General features: G+C 36.9%; 19 protein-coding genes, 4 tRNA genes and 1 pseudogene. 9 read left to right on the top strand and 15 right to left on the bottom strand.

Going from position 1 to position 24,217, the window contains the following annotated elements; all coding sequences use genetic code 11:
* Positions 1-117 precede the first annotated feature (117 nt).
* Positions 118-1,485, top strand: a complete 1,368-nt coding sequence (locus tag UCH001_RS00375; RefSeq protein ID WP_145973091.1) for a hypothetical protein — start codon at positions 118-120, stop codon at positions 1,483-1,485.
* On the opposite strand, the gene UCH001_RS00380 is transcribed toward UCH001_RS00375, so the two are convergent.
* The 5 genes from UCH001_RS00380 to UCH001_RS00400 form a co-directional block, all read right to left on the bottom strand.
* Positions 1,460-2,656 carry a tyrosine-type recombinase/integrase gene (locus tag UCH001_RS00380; protein ID WP_067172749.1) on the bottom strand — a complete coding sequence of 399 codons (1,197 nt, stop codon included), beginning with the start codon at positions 2,654-2,656 and terminating at the stop codon, positions 1,460-1,462. The two genes, UCH001_RS00375 and UCH001_RS00380, sit on opposite strands and share 26 nt — an antisense overlap.
* A 236-nt stretch (positions 2,657-2,892) precedes the next feature.
* Positions 2,893-2,980 (bottom strand) — tRNA-Ser (locus UCH001_RS00385).
* A 31-nt stretch (positions 2,981-3,011) separates the two neighbouring features.
* Positions 3,012-3,085: transfer RNA gene (locus UCH001_RS00390), tRNA-Cys, on the bottom strand.
* A gap of 17 nt (positions 3,086-3,102) precedes the next feature.
* A tRNA-Leu gene (locus UCH001_RS00395) sits at positions 3,103-3,190 on the bottom strand.
* A 29-nt stretch (positions 3,191-3,219) separates the two neighbouring features.
* Positions 3,220-3,294, bottom strand: a tRNA-Gly gene (locus UCH001_RS00400).
* A 128-nt stretch (positions 3,295-3,422) separates the two neighbouring features.
* Between UCH001_RS00400 and ilvD the strand changes: the two genes are divergently transcribed.
* Genes ilvD through UCH001_RS00415 form a run of 3 tightly spaced genes read left to right on the top strand, consistent with a single transcriptional unit; the run spans position 3,423 to position 5,953 of the window.
* Positions 3,423-5,105 carry a dihydroxy-acid dehydratase gene (gene ilvD / locus UCH001_RS00405; protein WP_067172751.1) on the top strand — a complete coding sequence of 561 codons (1,683 nt, stop codon included), beginning with the start codon at positions 3,423-3,425 and terminating at the stop codon, positions 5,103-5,105.
* Positions 5,105-5,743, top strand: coding sequence for a MarC family protein (locus UCH001_RS00410; protein ID WP_067172753.1), 639 nt, complete (start codon positions 5,105-5,107; stop codon positions 5,741-5,743). Before ilvD ends, UCH001_RS00410 begins: the two co-directional genes overlap by 1 nt.
* A gap of 9 nt (positions 5,744-5,752) precedes the next feature.
* Complete coding sequence (locus UCH001_RS00415) at positions 5,753-5,953, top strand: hypothetical protein (protein WP_067172756.1); 201 nt, start codon at positions 5,753-5,755, stop codon at positions 5,951-5,953.
* Positions 5,954-6,985: 1,032 nt separating this feature from the next.
* On the opposite strand, the pseudogene UCH001_RS13520 reads toward UCH001_RS00415, so the two are convergent.
* Positions 6,986-7,981: pseudogene (locus UCH001_RS13520) on the bottom strand (methyl-accepting chemotaxis protein); the annotation flags it as partial.
* Between the two features lie 176 nt (positions 7,982-8,157).
* Between UCH001_RS13520 and galU the strand changes: the two are divergent.
* The 3 genes from galU (at position 8,158) to recJ (ending at position 12,400) form a co-directional block, all read left to right on the top strand.
* Positions 8,158-9,027: a UTP--glucose-1-phosphate uridylyltransferase GalU gene (galU, locus tag UCH001_RS00425; RefSeq protein WP_082705631.1), complete on the top strand. Its 870-nt coding sequence runs from the start codon at positions 8,158-8,160 to the stop codon at positions 9,025-9,027.
* 156 nt (positions 9,028-9,183) lie between these two features.
* Positions 9,184-10,824, top strand: a complete 1,641-nt coding sequence (locus tag UCH001_RS00430) for a CTP synthase (RefSeq protein ID WP_067172760.1) — start codon at positions 9,184-9,186, stop codon at positions 10,822-10,824.
* Positions 10,817-12,400, top strand: a complete 1,584-nt coding sequence (recJ, locus tag UCH001_RS00435) for a single-stranded-DNA-specific exonuclease RecJ (protein WP_067172762.1) — start codon at positions 10,817-10,819, stop codon at positions 12,398-12,400. Before UCH001_RS00430 ends, recJ begins: the two co-directional genes overlap by 8 nt.
* 37 nt (positions 12,401-12,437) lie before the next feature.
* On the opposite strand, the gene UCH001_RS00440 is transcribed toward recJ, so the two are convergent.
* From UCH001_RS00440 to purB, 9 genes are all read right to left on the bottom strand, one after another.
* Positions 12,438-13,097: a protein-L-isoaspartate(D-aspartate) O-methyltransferase gene (locus UCH001_RS00440; RefSeq protein ID WP_067172765.1), complete on the bottom strand. Its 660-nt coding sequence runs from the start codon at positions 13,095-13,097 to the stop codon at positions 12,438-12,440.
* Positions 13,075-13,830, bottom strand: a complete 756-nt coding sequence (locus UCH001_RS00445; protein WP_067172767.1) for a carbon-nitrogen hydrolase family protein — start codon at positions 13,828-13,830, stop codon at positions 13,075-13,077. The genes UCH001_RS00440 and UCH001_RS00445 overlap by 23 nt, the downstream gene beginning before the upstream one ends.
* Positions 13,820-14,842: a ribonucleotide-diphosphate reductase subunit beta gene (locus UCH001_RS00450; RefSeq protein ID WP_067172769.1), complete on the bottom strand. Its 1,023-nt coding sequence runs from the start codon at positions 14,840-14,842 to the stop codon at positions 13,820-13,822. The genes UCH001_RS00445 and UCH001_RS00450 overlap by 11 nt, the downstream gene beginning before the upstream one ends.
* A 127-nt stretch (positions 14,843-14,969) precedes the next feature.
* Positions 14,970-15,689, bottom strand: a complete 720-nt coding sequence (locus UCH001_RS00455; RefSeq protein ID WP_067172772.1) for an anaerobic ribonucleoside-triphosphate reductase activating protein — start codon at positions 15,687-15,689, stop codon at positions 14,970-14,972.
* Positions 15,640-15,804, bottom strand: coding sequence for an anaerobic ribonucleoside-triphosphate reductase (gene nrdD / locus UCH001_RS13130; RefSeq protein WP_145973092.1), 165 nt, complete (start codon positions 15,802-15,804; stop codon positions 15,640-15,642). The genes UCH001_RS00455 and nrdD overlap by 50 nt, the downstream gene beginning before the upstream one ends.
* Positions 15,801-17,906: a ribonucleoside triphosphate reductase gene (locus UCH001_RS00460; RefSeq protein WP_067172774.1), complete on the bottom strand. Its 2,106-nt coding sequence runs from the start codon at positions 17,904-17,906 to the stop codon at positions 15,801-15,803. The genes nrdD and UCH001_RS00460 overlap by 4 nt, the downstream gene beginning before the upstream one ends.
* Before the next feature lie 210 nt (positions 17,907-18,116).
* Positions 18,117-18,827, bottom strand: coding sequence for an aspartate/glutamate racemase family protein (locus UCH001_RS00465; RefSeq protein WP_067172777.1), 711 nt, complete (start codon positions 18,825-18,827; stop codon positions 18,117-18,119).
* Between the two features lie 22 nt (positions 18,828-18,849).
* A complete protein-coding gene (locus tag UCH001_RS00470) occupies positions 18,850-21,216 on the bottom strand; it encodes a ribonucleoside-diphosphate reductase subunit alpha (protein WP_067172780.1) in 2,367 nt (788 codons plus the stop codon).
* Positions 21,216-22,544 (bottom strand): adenylosuccinate lyase, encoded by a 1,329-nt coding sequence (gene purB, locus UCH001_RS00475; RefSeq protein ID WP_067172781.1) that lies wholly within the window; start codon positions 22,542-22,544, stop codon positions 21,216-21,218. The genes UCH001_RS00470 and purB overlap by 1 nt, the downstream gene beginning before the upstream one ends.
* A gap of 118 nt (positions 22,545-22,662) precedes the next feature.
* Here purB and UCH001_RS00480 point away from each other — a divergent pair, with 118 nt between their 5' ends.
* Both UCH001_RS00480 and UCH001_RS00485 read left to right on the top strand, forming a co-directional pair.
* Entirely contained in the window at positions 22,663-23,571 is a 909-nt protein-coding gene (locus UCH001_RS00480; RefSeq protein ID WP_067172784.1) for an RluA family pseudouridine synthase, read from the top strand.
* A gap of 2 nt (positions 23,572-23,573) precedes the next feature.
* Complete coding sequence (locus UCH001_RS00485) at positions 23,574-24,188, top strand: fumarylacetoacetate hydrolase family protein (protein WP_067172787.1); 615 nt, start codon at positions 23,574-23,576, stop codon at positions 24,186-24,188.
* Positions 24,189-24,217: the final 29 nt, after the last annotated feature.

The raw sequence follows: 24,217 nt of genomic DNA on the forward strand, positions 1-24,217 counted from the left end.
AAAATTTGGCTTTCCCCCTTGTTTACTTAAAATATAGGTAAATAAAAAAGTGTGGTATGGAAAATGATAATAGACAAATACATTCAAGAGGCACAATCTTTATACGAGCAGAAGGAATTGAAAAAAAGACTTTTTGCTCAAAAGGTGCTTTTTACTCGAAAAGACAATTCAAGGGCGTTTAGCCTTGAAGATGTGAATACCTATAAGGAAAAAACAAAATCGGCATTGGTACAAAATGAAATCCGTTCCATCGCCAAGGTTATGGAAAAAAAGATAGTCATTTTTCAAACACGCACGATAAATCCCGTCTTGAATGTTCCATTACTAAATACAACGATTGAGAAGATTGATGTTGATATTAAAAAACAGTACGAACATTTCAAACGATTTCATAGACACATGAAGCAGTTTAAATATGAAGATAGAAAACTAAACTATAAATTTGTCAGGATGTATGAACTAACGAAGTCTTTAAATATTCATTCGCATTGTTTAGACATTTTGGATGACGCTTTGGATTTGGAGCATTATTTAAAATCAATCGTCCATGCAAGGAAAAATCACGACATTGGAAGAATTGAATTAGCCGTGAATGTTCCGACATTTCGACACATTGAAAAACTTTTTAAAAAAGGTTTTGTGGTAAGAGTGAATAATCAATACATCACTTTGAAACTGCATAGAAAATTTGGCTTTTATGTGATTTCAGATTTTGTGACAAGACAAAAAGGGAATTTCATTTATATCAGAGTTTTGCAAGAGAAGCAAAATGACGGCAAAGCCATCACAAAATACGCGTTTAAGTACCTATTGAAAACAACTAAAAAAACATCAAAAGAACAAGCCATTTTTTCAAAGTTAAAAATCAGGCAACAACAATTTTCAAAAGACTTTTTTAGCTGTGGGATTAGAAAAGACATCTTATATAGGACATCAAGCAAAATTTATACAATGGTTAAAAGAAAACGTGAGGGTATTTTTTTAAAGCCAACATTGGAAGATTTGAAAGGGTGTATTTTTTATACGTCACATCTTTTCAAAAGAAAGGTGGTGTTTCAACTTGAAAATTATGTTTTTTATCGTAAAAGCAAAAGAGCCAGTGAAAAATGGATTGAGTTATTGGATACCCAAAAATATGCGATTGAAGTTTATGAAGATAGATTTTCAGACGCTTCTTTATATGAGGACAAAGAAACCATCAATGGGTATTCCTCTTTGAGCGATTGGGTTAAAAAAGCCAATGACGTTATTAGAGCACTTTTTTATTCTGACATTGAATATCGTACCGACAAAGAGGAATTTGAAAAATGGTTTGAGGCTGAAAAGCCCTATTTGAGCTCTTTGATTACGATTGAAGAGATTCAATATGAAAACCAAAAAGCTCGAGAAGAGTATTTACACTATATAGACAAAATGGAGCAAAAAATCGCTGATTATTATGAGCGAGGTTGTCCTTATGTTATTGAATTGCGTTCTGATTTTTAGATGTATCCTCTGCAAAATCAAATGAAATTTTTGCAAGGTGTTTATACAAAATTTCGATTTTTGTCTGTGTCTTATAGTGGGTTTCTGTAATGTCGTCATTGAGGCTATGCCCGACAAGTTTTTTAATAATATCTGCAGGTGCTTCCACGTCATCTAATTTTTGTGTAAAGTTTTTTCTGAAACTATGTAGGCTTTTTAGTTCTTGATTTTCAGGGGTTAAAACAGATTTAATGGCTCTATTGAGGCGTTTTCCTATTTGATTATCTTCCCCATTGAAAAATAAAAATTCTGTCTCATTGGTTGCTAATTGATGTTTTACAAGTTCTAAAATATCGGGGTGGATAGGAACTCTTCTAATTGAACTTTTTGTTTTGAGAGTGCGTTCTCCCGATTCTTCGATGTTAAAATAGGGGATATTGTCCTCATATAAAATATCTATTTTTTTAAGCTCAATCAGTTCTTTTCTTCTAAGTCCTGTATATACAAATACTTTAAACATATTGCGGATGGTTTCGTCTTTGTAGTTTAAAAGCTCTTTGAGTTCATTATCGTCAAATTGGGTTTTATCAGACATCGCTTCCTCTAAATATTTTATTTTCATATTATTGGTTTTGATATAGTCATTACGCTCTAAATACTCAATAAGATTTTTGATATAAACAAACATATTATTGATAGTTTTGTTGGTAAGTTTGGGGAGTTGGTTAAATGCTTGTTTTTCTTTTTCGTCTTTAAATTTCATAATCTCATCAAAGGTTTTACCCTCAAATTGTTTGAATTTGAAAATATTGGATGGCAGTTGCTTGAGATTAGATTGTAAGGTGTTAAAAAATTTCTTTTTATTGATTTGGTGGATGTCCGTACTTTCATGGGCAAATAATAAAAGGTATCTGTACACATTATTAATTTTCTTGATGGTGTCAGCACTTTTGTTTTCAGTATCTTTTTTGTATGCCATAAACATAGTGAACGCTTCTTTGAGCGTAACGGGTTTAATTTCATCGGAATCTATAATGCGAACATTAGAGATTTTTTTCTGTCGTTTTTTCCCCATTAAAATACGCTCTATTTTATCGTTAAGCTCTTGGATAAGGGCTATATCTTCAGGGGTGTCGCCTTCATCTACTTGAATTTTATTAAATGTAAAATTGGGGTCAAGTTTTTTAAACATTGTCTGGCTCTTGTAAAGTTTGATTTTTAAAAGATTAGCACATAGTAGGTTATCCGTTCTTAAAGTCTGTTTAACGATGCTCCCATGAACTTTAATAACGAAATAGTAGGTGTTTCCAATCTTCTGTAAGTGCTTAGTGTTAGAATATAAAAAATTCCTTAAAAGTTGTAAAGAAGTTGTAAAAATCTCTCTGCGAAGTTGGTAAAGTGTCGGTTTTGTGGGGTGTTTTAATAAAGTGGCCGGGAGAGAGGGATTTGAACCCCCGGAAGTGTTACCTTCAACGGTTTTCAAGACCGCCGCATTAAGCCGCTCTGCCATCTCCCGACAGAAATTTTGTAGATAATAAATATAAAGGTGGAGGCGACACCCGGATTCGAACCGGGGATCAAGGCTTTGCAGGCCCATGCCTTACCGCTTGGCTATATCGCCACCGAATCTTCATCAGGTGGTGCCCGGAGCCGGACTCGAACCGGCACAGGAAAAACTCCCGAGGGATTTTAAGTCCCTTGCGTCTACCAATTTCGCCATCCGGGCAACGCATTTCTTTTCTAAACAAAACTAAATGGAGCGGGAAACGAGGTTCGAACTCGCGACCCCAACCTTGGCAAGGTTGTGCTCTACCACTGAGCTATTCCCGCGTCTAAAAAAGAGATGAGAGTATAGCAGTTTTTTTTTGAAATGTAAAGGTGTTTTGAGAAAATTCTTCAGATATAAGCTTTTTTAGAGTGGTTTTGCTATAATTTAAAAAAATTTTTAAGGAAGATTGATGCGTAGTGATCAAGTCAAAAAAGGGTACAACAGAGCGCCACATCGAAGTTTGTTTCGTGCGACAGGTTTAAAAGATGAAGATTTTAACAAACCATTTATTGGAGTAGCCAACTCTTATATCGATATTATCCCTGGTCACTTCTTTTTACATGAGTATGCGCAAATCATTAAAGATGAGATTCGCAAAAATGGTTGTGTGCCATTTGAGTTCAATACAATTGGTGTTGATGATGGTATCGCTATGGGCCATGATGGTATGCTTTATTCGCTTCCAAGTCGTGAGCTTATCGCTAACTCTATTGAAACAATGATGAATGCGCATATGCTTGACGCAATGATTTGTATCCCTAACTGCGATAAAATCGTACCAGGTATGATTATGGGTGCGCTTCGTGTCAATGTTCCAACCGTTTTTGTGAGTGGTGGACCAATGAAAAAAGGTTATACAAAAGAAGGAACACCAATTGACTTAACGACAGCATTTGAAGCGGTAGGCAAATTTGAAAAAGGCGACATTAACGAAGCTGAGCTTAAAGACATCGAGTGTAACGCTTGTCCAAGTGGCGGTTCATGTTCAGGTATGTTTACTGCTAATAGTATGAATACTCTAATGGAAGCTATGGGAATTGCACTTCCAGGCAATGGCACCATCCCAGCATTAACTCCAGAGCGTGAAGTGCTTTTGCGTGCTGCGGCAAAACGTGTGTGTGAAATTGCTATCGACGATCGCTTTAAAATCCGTAACATCCTTAATGAAAAAGCAGTTCGTAATGCCTTTGCCGTAGACATGGCAATGGGTGGAAGTTCCAATACCGTTTTACATATGTTAGCGATTGCAAAAGAAGCAGGCGTTAATTTTGCGATTAAAGACATTAATGAGATTAGCAAAAATGTTTCACATATTGCAAAAATTGCCCCTTCCCTCTCAACAGTTCATATGGAAGACATTAACCGTGCTGGTGGTGTGAGTGCTGTTATGAAAGAAGTTAGCAGACGCGATAATGGTATTTTATTTTTAGATAATTTAACGGTGACTGGTGAGAGTGTTGGTGAACGTATTGCCAATGCAGAGATTAAAGATACTACGATTATTCATACATTAGATAATCCTTACTCAAAAGTAGGTGGACTTGCAATTTTATTTGGAAATTTAGCCGAAGAAGGTTGTGTTATCAAAACAGCAGGTATCGTAGGTGGACGCCAATTTGTAGGTAAAGCAGTTTGTTTTGACTCTCAACAAGAAGCACTTTCTGGTATTGTTGGTGGCAAAGTAAAAAAAGGTGATGTTGTTGTTATTCGTTATGAAGGACCACGTGGCGGACCTGGTATGCAAGAGATGCTCTCCCCTACGAGTTTAATCATGGGAATGGGATTAGGCGCAGACGTAGCACTCATTACTGATGGTCGTTTTTCAGGTGCAACAAGAGGTCTTAGTATTGGTCACGTAAGCCCTGAAGCAGCAGAAGGTGGACTTATAGGATTGCTTGAAGATGGTGATACTATTCAGATCGATGTTGATGCCTATACTATCGAAGCAATCATTGATGAAGCAGAGCTTGCTAAAAGAAAAGCAGCATTTAAACCAAAAGTCAAAACGATTCACGGTAGCTGGTTGAAACAGTACCGTCAATTAGTAACCAATGCAAGCAGTGGCGCGGTACTTCGTACTGAAGAGGCATAATGACAGATTTTCTTAATCTATTGTTACAACATACCATTACTATGTTTGCGATCGTAGATCCGTTAGGAGTGAGTGCTATTATGCTCTCGCTTCTGCCTCAAAGTGCTACAAAAGAGCATATTGATAAAATAGCATGGAAAGCAACGATGACTATTATTGTTGCTTTTTTTGTTGTCCTATTGACGGGTAATTTTCTACTCAATTTATTTGGTATTGAAATTGATTCACTCAAAGTCATGGGTGGTATTATTCTACTCTTAACAGCTATCAAAATGGTACAAGGCTCAATGGAATCCAAAGATCAGACAGAGGAGGAGCGAGAAGAAGCCATCAGAAATGATGAATTTTCTGTCATCCCCTTAGGTGTTCCTATTACATTTGGACCAGGTATTTTTGCAACTATTATTATTTTACGTGGCCACAGCGAAGGAGTGACTTCGATTGCTGCATTGATTATCGCTTATTTGCTTGTTGCACTGAGTGTGTACTTAGCTTTTAAAAATAGTATTTATATTCGCCACTACCTCGGCATTACGGGGCAAAAAATCGTCAGTCGTTTGATGGGACTTATTGTTGGTGCAATTGCTGTACAGTTTATTGTTGGTGGTGTGAGCGTACTTGCAAAACATTATATGTAAGGATGTATGATGAATCAAGGTGGTTGGACATGCCCTCACGATGTTGAAGGGATTTGCGATATTATTAAAAAAGAGTGCGATCCTGGAGATCGTGGTTGTGTTTTATATGGAAAAGCAAAATTTTCCTGTGAAGATTCACCATCTAACGAAGCATTTGAAAAACGTATGGAACGTAAAATGCGTGAAATGTTAGGCGAAAACGAGAAGTAATTTCGAGAATATTTTAAGAGTAAAACTCATTTTGGAGTCATTGCTGACTCCAAAATCTATAACTGAAGATCGCTTTTTAAAGTGATTGAGACTGCGCTAAATATACAAAACCTAGAGCGAATAAAACAGCATTAATAAGGGTCATAGTTAATCCAGCTTTTACAACATTTAACTTTTTCATCTTTAAGCTCCTTTTGCATTTTCGGAATTATACGCATTTAAAACTTAAAAAACAATAAATTAAATTTTATCTATTTATTTTTATTTTCATTTGGTAACATTTTTACACCTTAATAAGAATAAAAAATATTAATATTAAATATATAAATTAAGTTAAAAATAAGTTAATTACTTGGATTAGGCTTTTGGTCTATACCCTATTCTAAAGCCACCCCAATGACGGCCTTTTACATAGATAGGGATTGAGATATCATGCATGACATCGCCATTTTCTCTACGATACGTTTGAAGAAGAACACGCTTCTCATGGTTTGCTCCTCTGACACCACTATCTGTAAAAATGCGTTTTGAGCGGTTACCGAAGAGGTCTTTTTCATAATTGCCTGTTAATGGCGCACGTGCATTGTGTGTAGAGATGTAACCTGATTTATGCATGGCAACAGCATAAAAAAGATTTTGTGCATTCTCTTTCATTAAGGTATCAACGATATCTGGAAAGGTTTGATCTGTAAAAGTATCATACGCAGTGGTATATTTTTGTGGATTTGTGTTAGCAATAGGTTTGAAATTAGTATCAAAAATAGCTTCAACAGTAAGTTTGCCGGTATTAATGGCATTCTCAAATAAGGTTTCCACACGTGACTTTGCGTTAAGACAGAGTTGATACATCTTTTCATGGTATTCATCCATTGCAAAAGCACTGAGGTTCTCATGGGCTTCTTCTGCACCAGAAATGATGGCTTGTGTTTGACCAGAAATGGCTTTCATCTCTTTTGTACCTGCTTCGAGCTGGTCACTGATTTTTGAAATAGCCTCTTTAATAGTAAGAAGCTGATCACTATTATAATCAGCACTTTTTGCAATCGTGTCAATTTGATCTTCTATTTTTTCAGCATTATTGATAAAGTGTTTGATTTCATCACCTACATGCTGAACCGTATGCGTAGCACGTTCTATTTCATTGCGCAATGTTTCGATACTTGCATAAACATCGTTTGTATCTTGTTGGATTTGTTTTACAATAATAGTAACTTCACTGGTTGATTTTGAAGTACGCTCAGCAAGATTTCGTACCTCATCAGCGACAACAGCAAATCCACGTCCATGCTCACCTGCGCGTGCCGCTTCAATAGCAGCATTTAAAGCTAAAAGATTGGTTTGATCTGCGATATCATCAATGACCGTTGTGACATTTTGAATCGTGATAGATTTTTCTTTTAGATCATTGACTTTTGATGAGGCATCGGCAGATTGTACATTGATGCTGTTCATTCGTGTGATAATTTCATTGAGCTCAGCAATACTTTGTTGACTCTCTTTCATTGATATTTTGGCAAATGTAGATGCTTCTTGTGCATTTGAGCTTACCAAATTCACTTGCTCGAAAATATTTTGTGTTGAGCTTGAAATCTCAGAAATAGAATGTGCTTTTTCTTCTAACTTTTTAGACATTGTGTCTATAGAATACATGAGTTGTGCCGTAGCAATAGAATTTTTCCCTGCACTTTGTGAGTAATTTTCACTCAAGTATGTTAAGAGTGTCACAAGACGATAAATTCTTGGAAAAAGAGAGTGAAGTAATGTATGCTTTTCTGTTACGTGTAGAAACTCTTTTTGATGGGCTTCACGTACATTTTTATCACGGGAGTCAAACTCGCTTAGAAGTTCTACTGCATGGGAAAAAGGTTGAATAATAACTTTATTGAGCGTAAGTGTTGCAATTATAAAAAGAACAAATGAAATGATTGCAATGACAAAAGGTTCTGTAATAAACCATGCAACGCCAAATAAGCCTACTCCTAACAGTATAAAAATACTACTGATTTTAAAAAAATAACGTTGAAGCATTTTTTTCCTCGACTCTATAAAGATTAATGTATCAGAGTAACACATTAAGATGATAAAGTCATGAAAAAAATGATTGTGACAAAAAAATAACTTTATTGTGTTTAGATTTGACACTCATAGAAAAAAGAGCAAAATTAAGATAAAATTTCACATTTAAAATTTTTAGGAGCGATACAGTGTCGAGTATCTCAAAATATAGCAAAATCAATAGTTTGAAATCTGTTAAAAAATGTCTTTTCCCTGCTGCTGGGTATGGTACACACTTCCTCCCTGCAACAAAAGCGATGCCAAAAGAGATGTTACCTGTTCTTACAAAGCCTTTGATTCAATATGGTGTTGAAGAGGCGGTTAGTGCAGGTATTGACACTATGGCGATTGTCACAGGTCGTGGTAAGCGTGCGATTGAAGACCATTTTGACGTGAGTTATGAGCTTGAGCACCAAATTAAAGGTACCTCAAAAGAGAGCTACCTTACTGAAATTCGTAATCTCATTGATAATTGTACCTTCAGTTATACCAGACAAGTGGAGATGAAAGGCTTGGGTCACGCAATTCTAACAGGTAAAACATTGATTGGAGATGAGCCATTTGCTGTTATTTTAGCGGATGACTTGTGTGACAACAATGATGATGACCCAGTACTTAAACAAATGGTAGAAGTGTATGAAAAATACCGCTGCTGTGTTGTTGCTATCGAAGAAGTTCCAAAAGAAGAAACCAATAAATACGGTGTAATCGATGGTAAAATTGTAGACGGCAATGAGTCGGTACTTCGCGTGTCTAACATGGTAGAAAAACCAGATCCAAAAGATGCTCCAACCAATTTGGCGATTATTGGTCGTTATATCCTTACCCCAGATATTTTTGAAGTCATTGAAAATACAAAACCAGGTAAAGGTGGAGAAATTCAAATTACCGATGCTCTTTTAGAGCTTGCAAAACAAGGTAAAGTTATCGCGTATAAATTCCAAGGAAGACGTTTTGACTGTGGTTCTATCGAGGGCTTTGTTGAAGCGACAAACTACTTCCACGATAAAGTAAAATAAATCTTCAGTAGCCTATTTTAGGGCTTTTCCCCTCTTGCATTTCTAAAGTGCAAGAGGTTTTTTCCATTTTCATTCTACTGCATAAACTCCAAGATAAACCCTTTATTAGCTTTGCTTAGCTATAATCTTGCCATTAAATAATAATGAGGCGGAATTATGTCCAATCACGAAACAAAGTATATTTTTATTACTGGAGGCGTTTTAAGCTCTCTTGGTAAAGGCATAGCAGCGGCGAGTATCTCTACCCTTTTAAAAAATGTTGGCTTTAAAGTCAGCATCCTCAAAGCAGATCCTTACATCAATGTCGATCCAGGCACGATGAGTCCACTAGAACATGGTGAAGTTTTTGTAACCGATGATGGTGCTGAAACCGATCTTGACCTTGGTCACTATGAGCGTTTTTTAGATGAAAACCTAACCCAAGCCAATAACTTTACAACAGGGCGTGTTTACTCTTCTGTTATCGAAAAAGAGCGCCGTGGAGATTACCTTGGTAAAACCATTCAGGTTATCCCTCACATTGTTGATGAGATTGCCAATCGTATTAAAGAAGCAGGAAAAGGGAAAGATATTCTCATTGTAGAAATTGGTGGAACCGTTGGGGACATTGAAGGCTTACCATTTTTAGAAGCGATTCGCTCTCTTAAAAGTGAGCTAGGCAAACGCAGAGCAATGAACATTCACCTTACTCTTGTACCATTCATCAAAGCAGCGGGTGAGCTTAAAACGAAACCAACCCAACACTCTGTTCAAGAACTTCGCCGTATTGGTATTACGCCAGATATGCTCATTTGCCGTTCAGAATATCCACTTCCTAAAGAGCTTAAAAATAAGCTTGCTTTCTCATGCGGTGTTGAGCGTAATTCTGTCATTGAGTGTTTGGATGCAACGACAATTTATCAAGTACCTCTTAGTTTCTTAAAAGAGAACATCCTAGCGCCAATTTCTGAGACACTTGATCTTGGAGATTTAACACCACATATGGACGAGTGGGATCTTTTAGTGAAGCGTGTGATTGCACCACGCGATGAATTAATGATCGCTTTTGTAGGTAAGTATCTTGATCTTAAAGAGTCGTACAAATCTCTTACAGAATCACTCATTCATGCAGGAGCACACCTCAATGCGAAAGTAAAAATTCGCTGGGTTGACTCAGAAGTGATCGAAGAAAAAGGATGTGAAGACATTCTCTCTGATGTTGATGGCATTTTGGTTGCTGGTGGTTTTGGCGAGCGTGGTGTTGTGGGCAAAATGGAAGCGATTCGCTACGCAAGAGAACACAATATTCCTTACCTTGGTATTTGTTTAGGTATGCAACTTGCAATGATTGAATTTGCACGTAATGTTCTGCATATCGAAGATGCTAATTCAGCTGAATTTAATCCAAACTGCAAAAACCCTATTATCTATTTGATTGACTCTTTTATGGATGCAAGCGGTCAAAAACAACTACGCACCTTCCAAAGTCCACTCGGTGGTACTATGCGTTTGGGTGGTTATGAGTGTGAAACAAAAGAAAATTCATTATTAAGAACAGTTTATGATGGTGCTAAAGTCATTCGTGAACGTCATCGTCATCGATACGAAGCTAATCCAGCATACCGTGAGTTTTTTGAAAAAGCAGGACTTATCGTGAGTGGTGAAAGTGATGGCTTGATTGAAGCCGTTGAACTAAAAGGACATCAGTGGTTTTTAGGTGTGCAGTTTCACCCTGAATTTACATCGCGTTTAACAAATCCTAATAAAACGATTTTAGGTTTTGCTAAAGCAGCTTTGACACAACGTCAAAATGGTTAAGTTACTGACAAAAGAGGATATAAAACGGATTCTTCAAAGCAGGTTTGAAAACGATGAGTGTACCCGTTTAAACGAGATTCCTAAGCCTTCCTCTTTAAAAGATATTGGGCGTGCATCTAAACGTATTGCTGACGCAATGCGTAACCATGAGCGTATTGCTATTGTTGGTGACTATGATGTGGATGGTGTTATATCTTCGGTTATTTTAAGTCAGTTTTTTGATGATCTTGGAGTGGATTACTCCTTGATTATCCCCAATCGCTTTACTGATGGGTATGGCTTAAATCCAGATATTGTTGCAAAGCTTGATGTGCATGTGATTATTACCGTGGACAATGGTATCTCTGCCATTGAAGCGGCACAAATTTGTAAAGAACAAGGGATTGATCTGATCATTACTGATCACCACAGTGTTCCTGCTGTTCTTCCTGAAGCCTATGCAATTGTGAATCCTAAACAAGAAGATTGTGCTTTCCCTCATTGTGAAATTTGTGGTGCACAGGTCGCGTGGTATTTGGTTGCGGCACTCAAAGAAGAGCTTGGAGTGGAGTATGATCTCTCTAGCTTTTTAGACCTACTGTGCATCGCTATCATGGCTGATATGATGGAACTTGTAGGGATGAACCGCGTGATGGTGAAAAAAGGTATTGGTGAGCTTAATCGTTCCAAACGCGCAGCATTCGAAGCCATAAGACAGTATTTTGGCAAAGCGACGTTAGAAGGTGATGATATTTCATTTTTAATAGCACCTTTGATTAACAGTTCTGGACGCATGGAAGATGCCATTTTCTCCTATGAATTTTTAAAATCAAAAGATGTGAATGACGCTTTGGTCAAACTTGATTATATTGTCTCTTTAAACGAAGCACGTAAAGAAGAGGAACGTCTTTTATTTGAGGCAACGCTTCCTTACGTCAAAGAGGCTGAAAATATCATTGTAGCATGGGGTGAAGAGTGGCATGAGGGGATAGTAGGGATCGTCGCTTCACGGCTTTCCAAACGCTTTAAAAAGCCTGCTATTGTTTTTTCTATCCGAGATGAAAAAGCCAAAGGTAGTGCAAGAGGCATTGGTGATGTTGATATTTTAGAACTGATCCGTTCTCAAGAAGCTATTTTATTAGGCTATGGTGGACATAAGGGTGCAGCTGGTGTTTCCATTGAAATCAAACATTTGGAACAATTTCGCATTAACTTAGAGAAAGCATCAAGCCAATTTACACAAGAAGTTTTAGAAGCAGACAATGATCTTTTAGGCGAGATTACTGCTGATCAGATTGATTTTGAGTTACTTGAAATTTTAGAAAATCAAGAACCTTATGGACAAAAAAACCCAAAACCGAGCTTTTTGTTGCGCAATATCGCTGTGAAAGTGGATCGTTTAATTGGTAAAGATGGACAACATCTCAAGCTTATTCTGCAAGAGGGGAGCGTTGCCCTTGAAGCACTTTTCTTTAATTATGATGTGAAAGCAAAACAAGGAGATCGTATTGATATTCTTTTTACCGTTTCACGCAATGACTATCGTGGGCTTGTAACGCCTCAACTACTGATTAAACAAATTCTCAAAAAGCACTAGGTTTTAAAACGTTTAACGGAGTTTTATAAGAACTCCGTTAAAACTCACGTCCATCTTTTACAGGTACAAAAAGACAATCACCGATGGTTTCTTTGCGTATGCCCTCTTCTGTTTTTATAAAACGAGTAATGATCTGTTTGTCGCCTTTTTCAATAGGTGCGACCAAAATTCCCCCAACCTTTAACTGTTCAAAGAGTTTTTGAGGAACTTCAGGGGTTGAGGCTGAAAAAAGGATACGATCATAAGGCGCAAACTCTCTCCATCCATTTTGACCATCATCAAAGCGTGTATGAATGTTTGTAATTCCTAGTATTTTAAAGCGTTCACGTGCCTCTTTAAGCAATCTTTCAATGCGTTCAATGGTAAAGACTCTACGAATGATTTTACTTAAAATAAGTGCTTGGTAACCACTACCACATCCTATTTCTAAAACACTATCTGCCCCTTTGGGACTTAATGCTTCGGTCATCTTCGCAACGGTTAACGGTGAGCTAATCCATTGGTTAGCGGCGAGTGGAAGAGCATCGAGTTTGTATGCGTGCAAACTCATCCCTTGTGGTACAAAGAGTTCACGCTCACTTTGGCAAAAAGCTTCATAGACATTAGGACTCATAGGGCATATTTTGGCGATTTCATCTGCCATTTTTTTATGTTTTTGAAAACGAATTTTTTCTTTAAAATGAGCCGTTTGCGGCATTATAGTCTAATCCTATGTCAAGATATCGTCGCATTTTTTTGATCTCATGAAAATCAAATGTTTGCATTATAAGCTTACTGTTATCATCGCTAGTGACATCACCAAATGGAGAGATAATGGCACTACTTTTAGCCATGCTCTCATCAGCACCATTTGCACAAAGTACATAGGCTTGATTGCTGATAGCAAGGGCTGTGGTAAGTACCTCAAAGTGCTTTTTGCGAAGTTTTCCCCAATACGCAGGCACTAAGATAAGATCTGCCCCTTTGATTTGCTCCCATAATGTGGGAAAGCGAAGTTCAAAGCAGATAAGTACAGCAATTTTTATTCCATTAACTTCAATAAGGCGGATATCTTCGTCTTTTCCTGCGCTAAAGTAGTGTTCTTCTTCCCCTAATGTGAACAGTTTAGCTTTTGCACGCGTACAAATCAGCTTTCCATGATGAAAAAGCTTGAAGTTATTCATATAGCCTAAATCTGTTTTTTCAATTAAGGTGAGTCCAAATGTTTTATTGGAAGAGAGTTTTTCAAGAGATGGAAGCACATGTGCGGAAAATGCGGCAGCTGCTTCCATGTTATCGTAGCTATAAGCACTTAAACAGAGCTCTGGTGCTAAAACAATGCTATGAGAAGGTGTTTGCTCAAGAAGCATTTGCAAGGTTGCAAAATTCTCCTCAAAGCTTCGGCCTTCATAGGCAAATTGTAAAGCACAAAGCGTCGGTTTAGAAGTCATCGAATGAGAGACTTCCTTTACTGTAATTTGAGACATTTCCTTCAAAGAAGTTTGTTTTTTGGTCATTAAATTTTGAAAAATCATCGACCCATTTAATTGGATGATTTGCATTATAGAGTTTTTCAAAGCCAACAGCCGTTAAACGATCATCAATGAGGTAGTGGATATATGTTTCAATGATATCATCGGTGAAGCCCATAATTTGATTTTGAGTGATGTATTTACCCCACTCTATTTCAAGTTCACCTGCTTTTTGGAACATATCATAGACTTTTGCTTTAAGTGCAGCAGTAAAGAGTTCTGGACGTTCTTTTTGAACCGAATTAATCATGTTTTGGAAAATGAGAAGGTGTGTGATTTCATCACGCTGGATAAAACGAATCATCTGTGCACTTCCAAGCATCCTTCCCGCGCGTGCAAGGGCGTAAATCGCCGTAAAGCCTGAGTAGAAGTAAATGCCCTCTAAAATTTGGTTTGCAAACATCGCAAGAACTAGTTTTTCATCGGTGACATCACCTGCAAGCTCTTCATAAACGCTTGAAATGTAGTCGTTTTTACGACGTAAAACCTCATCATGCTTTTCCATTTCGTAGATAAGGTCGGTATTATCGCAAATGGCTTCAACCATTACAGCATACGATTTAGAATGATTTGCTTCTTCATAAGCTTGTCTAGAGAGACATGCATTGATTTCTGGAGCTGTAATATAGGGATTGATATTGTCAGCAAGGTTATTGGTTTGGAAACTATCCATGCTAATGAGTTGTGACCAAACAAGATCGTACATACGTTTTTCAGCATCGGTAAGATTACGATTATAGTCAATAACATCTTTTGTGGTGTCAACTTCTTTAGGAAACCATGTATTTGCTTCCATCATATCCCACAGTTTAAGTGCCCACGTGTATTTTGCTTTAGTAAAATTTAAAATTCCATGAGGATTTCCACCAAAGACTCTGCGATCATTTAAGCTCTCATATGAGTTTGGATTATAGATTTTTTTGCGCTCCACTACTGTTTCCTTGTTTCATTTTTTGTTTTAAAATAGGTTCTGCCAACTCTGTTGGCAAGCTTTAGTGCCATAGCGGCAAGCGTAGTCAAATTAGCTTTGCTAGTTTGACGTATAAGAGATTATTGTATCAAAAATTTCTTAATTCTATGGGCAAAAGTGGGGTTAATTGGCTCAAATCAAACTGATTTTGTTGCTTTTTTGTTGCGCCAAGTGTGGGCTCAACATGCAAATAGTTTTGAAGATAATACGTCCCAAGATACTCTTTTTTATGCAAATCTTCAATAATAGCATTGATGTCAGCAGGTGTGAGTAAATCACTGTGTAATGTAGTTCGTACTTCAAAAGGCAAATAACTTCGAATAAGAAGATTCAAACTTTGTTCGAACCTCTCAAAATGCCGATAATGAGTGAGTTCAGTATATTTATAATGAGGTGCTTTATAGTCCAATGCTATGTAGTCCACAAGACCATTTTCTATTAATGTTCTCAATAACTCAGGATTCGATCCATTGGTATCAATTTTGATTTTATAGTCTAAGGCTTTGATGGCTTCACAAAATGCTTCAAGATGGGGATATAATGTACATTCTCCACCACTTAAAACAACACTATCAAGTCGCCCTTGTCTATTTTGTAAAAATTCGAGTGCTTCGTCTAAGCTAATGTTTCCATTATCTCTGACAATGTGAGGATTGTAGCAATAAGGACATGCCATATTGCATTTAGCAAACCAAAAAATAGACGCTAGATGATGGGGATAATCTAGCGTCGTAAATTTGGTAATGCTGTGGATTGGTTTATTTATGGCAGCATCTTTCAATAAACTGTGTTCGTTCTTTGTGCTCACCTGTTTTTCCTACGTTAAAGGATTCAACTGGGCGATGATAACCCATAACACGCGTGTAAACGATACATTTAGTACGTTTTTCTTTTAATTTTTCTAAGATTTCTGTTTTGCTCATGATGCTTCTCCTTTTTTGTATTGTTCAACGAGTTCTTCGTCACATTTAGGGCAAAATTCATGCTCACCACTGATATAACCATGCTTTTCACACACTGAGAAGACAGGTGTGATAGTAAGGTACGGCATACGGTAGTTCGTTATGACATTTTTTACCAACTTTTTACACGCTTCGCTTGAACTGATACGCTCTTTCATATAAAGATGCAGTACGGTTCCACCTGTGTATGAGCATTGAAGATCATCTTGTAAATCCAATGCTTCAAATGGATCATCGGTAAAATTCGCAGGAAGTTGAGAGGAATTGGTGTAATAAACATTTTTTCCTGATCCTGCTTGGATGATCTCAGGGTAGCGCTTCTTATCTTCTTTAGCAAAACGGTATGTTGTGCCCTCTGCTGGGGTTGCTTCAAGGTTGTAGAGATTACCTGTCTCTTCTTGATAAGCGACCATTTTGTTGCGCATAAATTCTAAGATTTCATGAGCAAATTCCATTCCATACTCATCCGCAATATTGTGTTTATCGTCTGTAAAATTGCGGATCATTTCGTTGATTCCATTAACACCAATGGTTGAGAAGTGACTGTTAAATCCTGGTAAATAACGTGCTGTATAAGGATAGAGGCCACGATTATACATCTCTTGAACAAACACACGTTTTTTTTCTAATGTTGACTTGGCGAGATCCATTAGGTATTCAAAACGCTCCATAAGTGCAGCTTTATTACCTTTGTAGAGATAACCAAGACGTGCCATATTGAGTGTTACAACACCAATACTTCCTGTCATTTCTGCACTTCCGAAAAGTCCACCACCACGTTTTAGTAGCTCTCTTAGATCGAGTTGTAAACGGCAGCACATCGAACGTACATGTCCTGGCTTATACGCTTTTGGATTTTCGACAAGTTTTCCATCAGCGTCTCTCACGTATTGGCTTCCAATAAAATTTTGGAAATAAGATGAACCAATTTTCGCTGTATTTTCAAATAGAAGGTCTGTATTTTCGCCATCCCAGTCAAAATCTTCAGTGATGTTAACCGTAGGAATTGGGAATGTAAAAGGTTGACCTGTTTTATCGCCCTCAGTCATCACTTCGTAGTAAGCTCTGTTTATGAGATTCATCTCTTTTTGGAAATGCTTGTAGGTCATAGCTTCAAGTGAAGTCACACCACGTTTTTTTGCCTCTTCAAGAAGTTCTGTATCGTTAATATCTTTGAAAAGATGGCGCTGACTTGATGTTGGAATTTGATCAGCTAAGTCTTTAGGCACAGTCCAATCAATCGTAATGTTGGTAAATGGGCTCTGTCCCCAACGAGCTGGTACATTAAGATTGTAAATAAAGCTACGAATCGCTTTTTTGATCTCTTTATACGAAATTTTATCTTTAAACGCATACGGTGCTAAGTAGGTATCAAATGAGCTAAACGCTTGCGCTCCTGCCCATTCGCTCTGAAGTATTCCTAAAAAGTTAGCCATTTGTCCCAGTGCTTCTCTAAAGTGCATCGGAGGACGGCTTTCAACACGACCACGAACGCCATTAAAGCCTTCATCTAAAAGAACTCTAAGGCTCCAACCTGCACAATAAGCTGTTAAACAGTCAAGATCGTGGATATGATAATCACCATTTCTGTGTGCTAATCCCTCTTCTTTAGAATAAATTTTATCAAGCCAGTAGTTTGCAATGACTTTTCCTGCTGTATTGTTAACAAGACCCGCATTAGAGTAGCCTGTATTGGAGTTTGCTTTGATTCTCCAATCGCTTTTGCCAATATATTCTTCAATGGTTTGACTTGAGTTTACATAGGTTGTATCTTCATTGAGTCCGTAAATATGCTCACGTTGCATTTTATGTGTATGACGATAGAGAATGAAAGAGCGCATAACATCGAAATAACGTGATTTATAGAGCTCTTGTTCGATCATATCTTGGAAGTCTTCGACCGCTGCTACACGTTTTTTCTCAATACGCTTAAGAATCTCTTTAAAGATACTTTCGTCGTACGTTACACCTTCACTTTTGAATGCTTTTTTGATTGCATCTTCGATTTTAAAAGGTTGAAATTCTTCTGTTGTGCCGTCACGTTTGAGTACTTTGGTTAGCATGGTTATCCTAGATTTAAAAGTAGTGAAGATTATAGTAAGTGTAAAATTTAAAGAAACTTAATAATTAAGCTGAAACAAATATGTCACAGGCTCTAAAAAACTAGATTTTATAGTTTTTTCTTAATGATTTTAAATGCTTATTTTAAGTGCTTTTATTCATATTTTGAATAAAAAATATTATATAAAAAAATTAATATTATTTTTTAAAAATTAGAAAGAAGTTTCTTGTTCTAGTGCGTGTTTAATTGCTTCGTTCACATGTAAAACAGTCGTGTCAAATAGCGCAAGATTGGAACTTCTTTGATCTAGTAAAAGCCCAATTTCAGTACATCCTAGAATAACGGAATCAATACGTTCATCACCTTTTTTCAAATCATCAATAATGTGTAAAAACTTTCTTCTTGAGTCTGTTTCAATTTTACCAATACAAAGTTCATTGAAGATAATCTGATTGATTGTCTCAATGGATTTTTCATCAGGAACAATCACATTAATCTTATGTGCATTTAAAATATCTTTGTAAAAAGATTCTTGCATGGTAAATTTTGTACCTAGTAAAATTGCATTGCGTTTTTCTTGAGTCAGTAATGCAGTGGCTGTGGCTTCGGCGATATGAAGAAAAGGAATGTTAACAAAAGGGGTAACTAGAGGAAGAATTTTGTGCATGGTATTTGTACATAGAAGAATGAAATCTGCTCCTGCACGTTGTAGTGAAAGGGCTGCTTCTTTAATAATTAAAGCAGCCTCTTTCCAATTTCCTTCATTTTGTAACCGTGCTATAGGTGCAAAATCAACAGAATAGAGAATAATCTTAGCGCTATGAAGGCCTCCGAGCTTTGCTTTTACACCTTCATTGAGAAGTTTGTAATAACTCGTTGTGGATTCCCAACTCATACCACCAATTAATCCTATCGTTTTCATGCTCACCCTTGCGTCATTATGGTTACTGGCACCCTTCACATTCGATACTTCTATCCGCTACTTCGAGCTTGTTTTCAGGCGATTGTGAACGTAGATAATACGTTGATTTAATACCCAGTTTCCAGCCTAACATGTAAATGTCATTGAGGTATTTACCACTGGCTTTATCTAAGGTGATAAAGATGTTAAGGCTTTGTCCTTGATCGATCCATTTTTGTCTAATTGCCCCCGCCTTAATCAGTACTCTTTGATCGAGTTCATACGCAGGCGTGTAAAATCCCCATGTATCAGGATTGAGGTCTGGAGCAACGACAGGAATCATGCCAGAGAGATTCTCTTCAAACCATTTACGTTTATACACAGGTTCAATCGTTTGAGTTGTTCCTACAAGGATAGAAATTGAGCTGGTTGGTGCAATTGCCATTAGATAGCCATTGCGCATACCATTTTGTTTTACTTTTTCTTTTAAGTTGTCCCAGTCATACATGTAACCAAAAAGTCCACCACGGTCTACTAATTTTTTTGCTTCTTCATTAGCTGTATCGATAGGGAATATACCTTTACTCCATTTTGAACCTGAAAATTCAGGATAAGCGCCTTTTTCAATGGCAAGATTAGAAGATGCAAGAATAGCGTTATAACTGATTGCTTCCATGACTTCATCAATTTTACTGAAGTGCTCGTAACTTCCCCATGCAATGTGTTGTTCTGCAAGCATTTGTGCTTCACCCATCACGCCTAAACCAATAGCACGTGATTTGAGGTTTGTATGTTTTACTTTTGCATGTGGATAGAAATTAAGATCGATAACATTATCGAGCATTCTAATAGCGACAGGTATCGTTCGTTCAATATCTTCTTTGGTATTGATTTTAGAAAGGTTGACACTTGCTAAATTACATACAGCCGTTTTTCCTTCTATCATCTCTTTTTCAACAATGAAAATATCTTTGCCATCGATGCTATCAAGAGCTGTTACCTTTTTAGCCTCTTTGGTAATGCCACTATCTACTTTAACTAAATCACTCTCTTCATAAGTAATATATGTTTGATCATTAAAAACGATTTTAATTTTATAGTGATTTGGTTGTGTATTTTGGAAAATCTCTGTACATAGGTTTGAACTTCGAATAATGCCGGTATGGTCATTTGGATTAGCCTTATTGGCGTTATCTTTAAAGCATAAAAAAGGACTTCCGCTCTCAAAATAACTGGTAAGGATTTTTTTCCATAATTCTTTCGCAGGTACATACTCTTTTGCAACATTTTCATTTTGTTCATATGCGATATAACGTCTCTCAAACTCTTCGCCAAATACTTCACAAAGATCGCCTGTCTCTGCTGGGTCAAAAAGTGTCCAAATGGCGTTTTCTTCTACACGCTTCATAAACAAGTCATTGATCCATAATGCTGGGAAAAGTTCATGTGCACGACGTCTCTCTTCGCCTGAGTTTTTCTTTAGATCTAGGAAGTCAGAAATGTCCATATGCCACGGTTCTAAATAAACAGCAATAGCACCTTTTCGTGTTCCCAATTGGTCAACAGCGACAGCAATGTCATTGGTAATTTTCAAAAATGGAATAACGCCACCAGCAGCATTCTTATGTCCATCGATCATTCCGCCCATTGAACGTACTAAGTTCCAATCCCAACCAATGCCACCGCCAAATTTACTAAGGAGTGACATCTCTTTGTAAGAGTCAAAAATACCTTCGATATTATCTGGAGTACTTCCGATGTAGCAAGAGCTTAATTGATGGCGTGTTGTTCGTGCGTTTGATAGGGTTGGAGTTGCAAGCATCACTTCAAACTTACTGATAACATCATAGAACTTCTTAGCCCAATCTTGTGAATTAAGCTCATTTTGTGCTAAAAACATTGCGATTGCCATGAACATATGTTGTGGCAATTCAATAGGCTTACCTTGTCTGTTTTTAATCAAATAACGATCATGTAATGTTTTGACACCAAGGTAAGTAAACTGGAGGTCACGCTCTGGTCTTATATAGGCTTCGAGATCTTTTAGATCATATTTTTCTTTTAGGCCTAAAGCGATGCGTCCCTCTTTTTCTCCACGTTCCAAATATTCTGCAAAGTTTCCATAACCTGTAAAACCATTTACTTTGTGATAGAGGTCATACAAGAAAAGACGTGCAGCAACATAGGTCCAATTTGGACGGTCAATGTCGATTTTATCAACCGCTGTTTTGATCAATGTTTTTTGAATTTCTTCTGTAGTGATTTGATCACGAAATTGAATTTTTGCATCGACTTCAAGCTCACTTTGAGAAACGTTATCTAAACCTTTGATGGCTGAGCTAGTATATTTTTGTATTTTAGAGATATCTAGTGGCTCAATGCGACCATTACGCTTTTGAACGGTTAACATTATTTAAACACCCTTTGAAAGATTTTATCAACATTTTTTGTATAGTAGCCATAGTCAAAACACTCTCTGATTTCTGCTTCACTAAGTTTTGCTCTTAAGTCCTCATCTGCTAATAAGTTTTGAAGGTATAAGCTCTCTCCCTCAGCATTAAGGGCAGGTTTTCCTTGTTGTAGGTCTTCCCAAACTTTCATCGCATTACGTTGAACAATTTTGTAAGCATCTTCACGTGAAACATTTTTAAGAGGGAGTTCTAGAAGAATTCTTTGTGAAAAGACAAGTCCACCTGTAAGGTTAAGGTTTCTCATCATATTTTCAGGGTAAACCACAAGTTTAGAGATAACGCTGTTAAGACGGTTAAGCATAAAGTCTGTTGTGATAAAACCATCTGGTAAAATAAAACGTTCAACTGAACTGTGACTGATATCTCTTTCATGCCACAATGCAACGTTTTCCATAGCAGGGATAGCATAAGAGCGAATCATACGGCAAAGACCAGTGATATTCTCACTTAAGACTGGATTGCGTTTGTGAGGCATTGCAGAGCTGCCCTTTTGTCCTTTTTCAAAGAACTCTTCACATTCATAAACTTCTGTACGTTGATAGTGACGAACAGCCACAGCAATTTTTTCACAACTTGATGCTAAGAGTGCTAGAGCATTCATCAAAGCAGCATAACGATCACGTTGAATCACTTGGTTTGAAACAGGTGCAGGAGTGAGTCCTAAATCTTCACAAACAAGTTCTTCAAGCTCAATAGGTGAATGAGCCATATTCCCCATAGCTCCACTGATTTGTCCAACAGAAATTACTTCCATTACATTTTCAAGATTTTTGAGGTTTCGTTTGATCTCTTCATACCAAATTGCAAGAACGAGACCGAACGTAATAGGCTCACCATGAATTCCATGACTTCTTCCGACCATCAAAGTCATTTTATGTTCCATAGCTCTCGTTTTCAAAGATTCCATAAGCACTTTAACATCATCAATAATAACGGCTAAAGAGTCACGCATTTGAAGTGCTACAGCAGTATCGATACAATCAGAACTTGTCATACCATAATGTACCCATCTGCTCTCTTCACCAAGGCTATCGGCAACACTTGTCAAGAAAGCGATAACATCATGGCGTGTCACTTTTTCAATTTCATCAATTCGTTCAATATTGAACTTTGCATTTTTAACGATTTTCTCACAATCAGCATCTGGAATGAGGCCTAGTTTATTCCACGCTTTTGTTGCAGCTTTTTCAACTTTGAGCCATGCGTCATATTTTGCCTCAATTGTCCAATGCTTTTTCATCTCTTCTCTTGCGTAGCGCTCTACCATTTTCATTCCTTGTCTGTTTTGTGATTTTTCTGTGATAAAATACTGTGAATTTATCTATAGAATCGTGTTTTATTTGATTCTTTATTTTAACAATATCGGACTAAAAAAGGGTTGAATTTTGGCGTATACTTTCAAAAAATTTGTTCTTGAAAAACCAACACTGGCCTTTCGTTTTTTAATGGATACCTTTAACATTAGTATGGGTGAAGCACAAAAAATGATTGACAAACGAAGAGTCTTTGTTGAGGATGAACAACTTCTCAAAAAATCAGCGCTGATTGTAGGCAACATTAGTGTTGTTGTTTTTGAAGGTTCTCCTAAAGGGCTACAACCCATTTTTGAAACTGAAGATTTTGCAGTTTTCGAAAAACCAAGTGGTGTAATGATGCATCCACGAAAACGCAGTGATGGTTATACTCTAAATGATGAAATAAAATCACTCTATGGGAAAGATGCAAATGCGGCTCATCGCATTGATAAAAGTACAAGTGGTTTAGTTTTGGTTGGCAAACACAAGCAAGCAGAAATTGAACTTAAACATATCTTTGCTACTAGGCAAGTTCAAAAAAGTTATATTGCCTTGGTTCATGGAAAAATTGATAGTGTTTTGATGATAGATGAAAAATTAAAACGTGATGTTGAGACAAGTCAAATTCGTTTGAAAGTTCATGTTGATGAACGAGGAAAAGCTTCTCAAACTAAAATTTCCCCCCTGCACTATTTTGCGGATAAAGATGCAACGTTGGTTGAGGCTATTCCTTACACTGGAAGACAGCACCAAATTAGAGTTCATTTGTTCCACGTGAAACATCACATTGTGGGCGATCCACTTTATGGAATTGATGAAATGGCTGCCGAAAAATTTTTAGATGGATTGATGAGCAAAGAAGAACAATTTGAATTAACAAAAAGCTCAAGATTACTTTTACATGCACAATCACTCTCTTTTGAATACAAAGGTATACCTTACAAGATAGAATCTACATTTGATGCAAAAACAATATTTTATAATTTAATGAAAGGATAGAAATGAAAACAGTTATAGTTGATGGTTCAAGAGTTGCACCTAGCAAAGTTGTTTGTGTTGGAAGAAATTATGTTGAGCATATCAAAGAGCTAAATAATGAAGTTCCTACTTCAATGGTTTTGTTTATGAAACCTAACTCTGCATTAAGTAGTGAGTTAATAACAGGAGCACAAACACCATTGCATTATGAAGGTGAAATTTCATTTTTGATTAGAGAAGGGAAGCTTTTTGCTGTTGGTTTTGGGCTTGATTTAACTAACCGTGAACTTCAAAGTGAGCTGAAAGCAAAAGGTTTACCATGGGAGAGATCTAAAGCTTTTAATGGTGCAGCTGTTATGAGTCAGTTTGTCAGTATAGAAGAATCTGATATAGCTAATCTCTCAATGCAATTATGGATTAATGGTGCGTTAGTTCAAGAAGGAAATAGTGACCTTATGATTTATAAACCACTCACTGTTATTGATGAAATTAACTCTTTTTCAACTCTTGTTGATAACGATATCGTTATGACAGGAACACCAAAAGGTGTTGGAAGCTATGTAAAGGGTGATAGATTTGTAGGAAAGATTTTTCTTGGAGATAGTGAAATTATATCACATGAATGGGTAGCTAAATAAAAAGAGCTTGATAGGATAAGCCCTTATTT

Origin of the sequence: Sulfurospirillum sp. UCH001 (genome assembly GCF_001548035.1) — a bacterium.
Classification (GTDB): domain Bacteria; phylum Campylobacterota; class Campylobacteria; order Campylobacterales; family Sulfurospirillaceae; genus Sulfurospirillum.

Coding starts and splice junctions, on each gene's coding strand:
- UCH001_RS00430 (WP_067172760.1), top strand. CDS start 9,184: ATGTCCAATCACGAAACAAAGTATATTTTTATTACTGGAGGCGTTTTA.
- UCH001_RS00465 (WP_067172777.1), bottom strand. CDS start 18,827: ATGAAAACGATAGGATTAATTGGTGGTATGAGTTGGGAATCCACAACG.
- recJ (WP_067172762.1), top strand. CDS start 10,817: ATGGTTAAGTTACTGACAAAAGAGGATATAAAACGGATTCTTCAAAGC.
- UCH001_RS00410 (WP_067172753.1), top strand. CDS start 5,105: ATGACAGATTTTCTTAATCTATTGTTACAACATACCATTACTATGTTT.
- UCH001_RS00440 (WP_067172765.1), bottom strand. CDS start 13,097: ATGCCGCAAACGGCTCATTTTAAAGAAAAAATTCGTTTTCAAAAACAT.
- UCH001_RS00445 (WP_067172767.1), bottom strand. CDS start 13,830: ATGACTTCTAAACCGACGCTTTGTGCTTTACAATTTGCCTATGAAGGC.
- UCH001_RS00380 (WP_067172749.1), bottom strand. CDS start 2,656: ATGTTTAAAAAACTTGACCCCAATTTTACATTTAATAAAATTCAAGTA.
- nrdD (WP_145973092.1), bottom strand. CDS start 15,804: ATGAGCAAAACAGAAATCTTAGAAAAATTAAAAGAAAAACGTACTAAA.
- UCH001_RS00460 (WP_067172774.1), bottom strand. CDS start 17,906: ATGCTAACCAAAGTACTCAAACGTGACGGCACAACAGAAGAATTTCAA.
- UCH001_RS00415 (WP_067172756.1), top strand. CDS start 5,753: ATGAATCAAGGTGGTTGGACATGCCCTCACGATGTTGAAGGGATTTGC.
- UCH001_RS00470 (WP_067172780.1), bottom strand. CDS start 21,216: ATGTTAACCGTTCAAAAGCGTAATGGTCGCATTGAGCCACTAGATATC.
- purB (WP_067172781.1), bottom strand. CDS start 22,544: ATGGTAGAGCGCTACGCAAGAGAAGAGATGAAAAAGCATTGGACAATT.
- ilvD (WP_067172751.1), top strand. CDS start 3,423: ATGCGTAGTGATCAAGTCAAAAAAGGGTACAACAGAGCGCCACATCGA.
- UCH001_RS00485 (WP_067172787.1), top strand. CDS start 23,574: ATGAAAACAGTTATAGTTGATGGTTCAAGAGTTGCACCTAGCAAAGTT.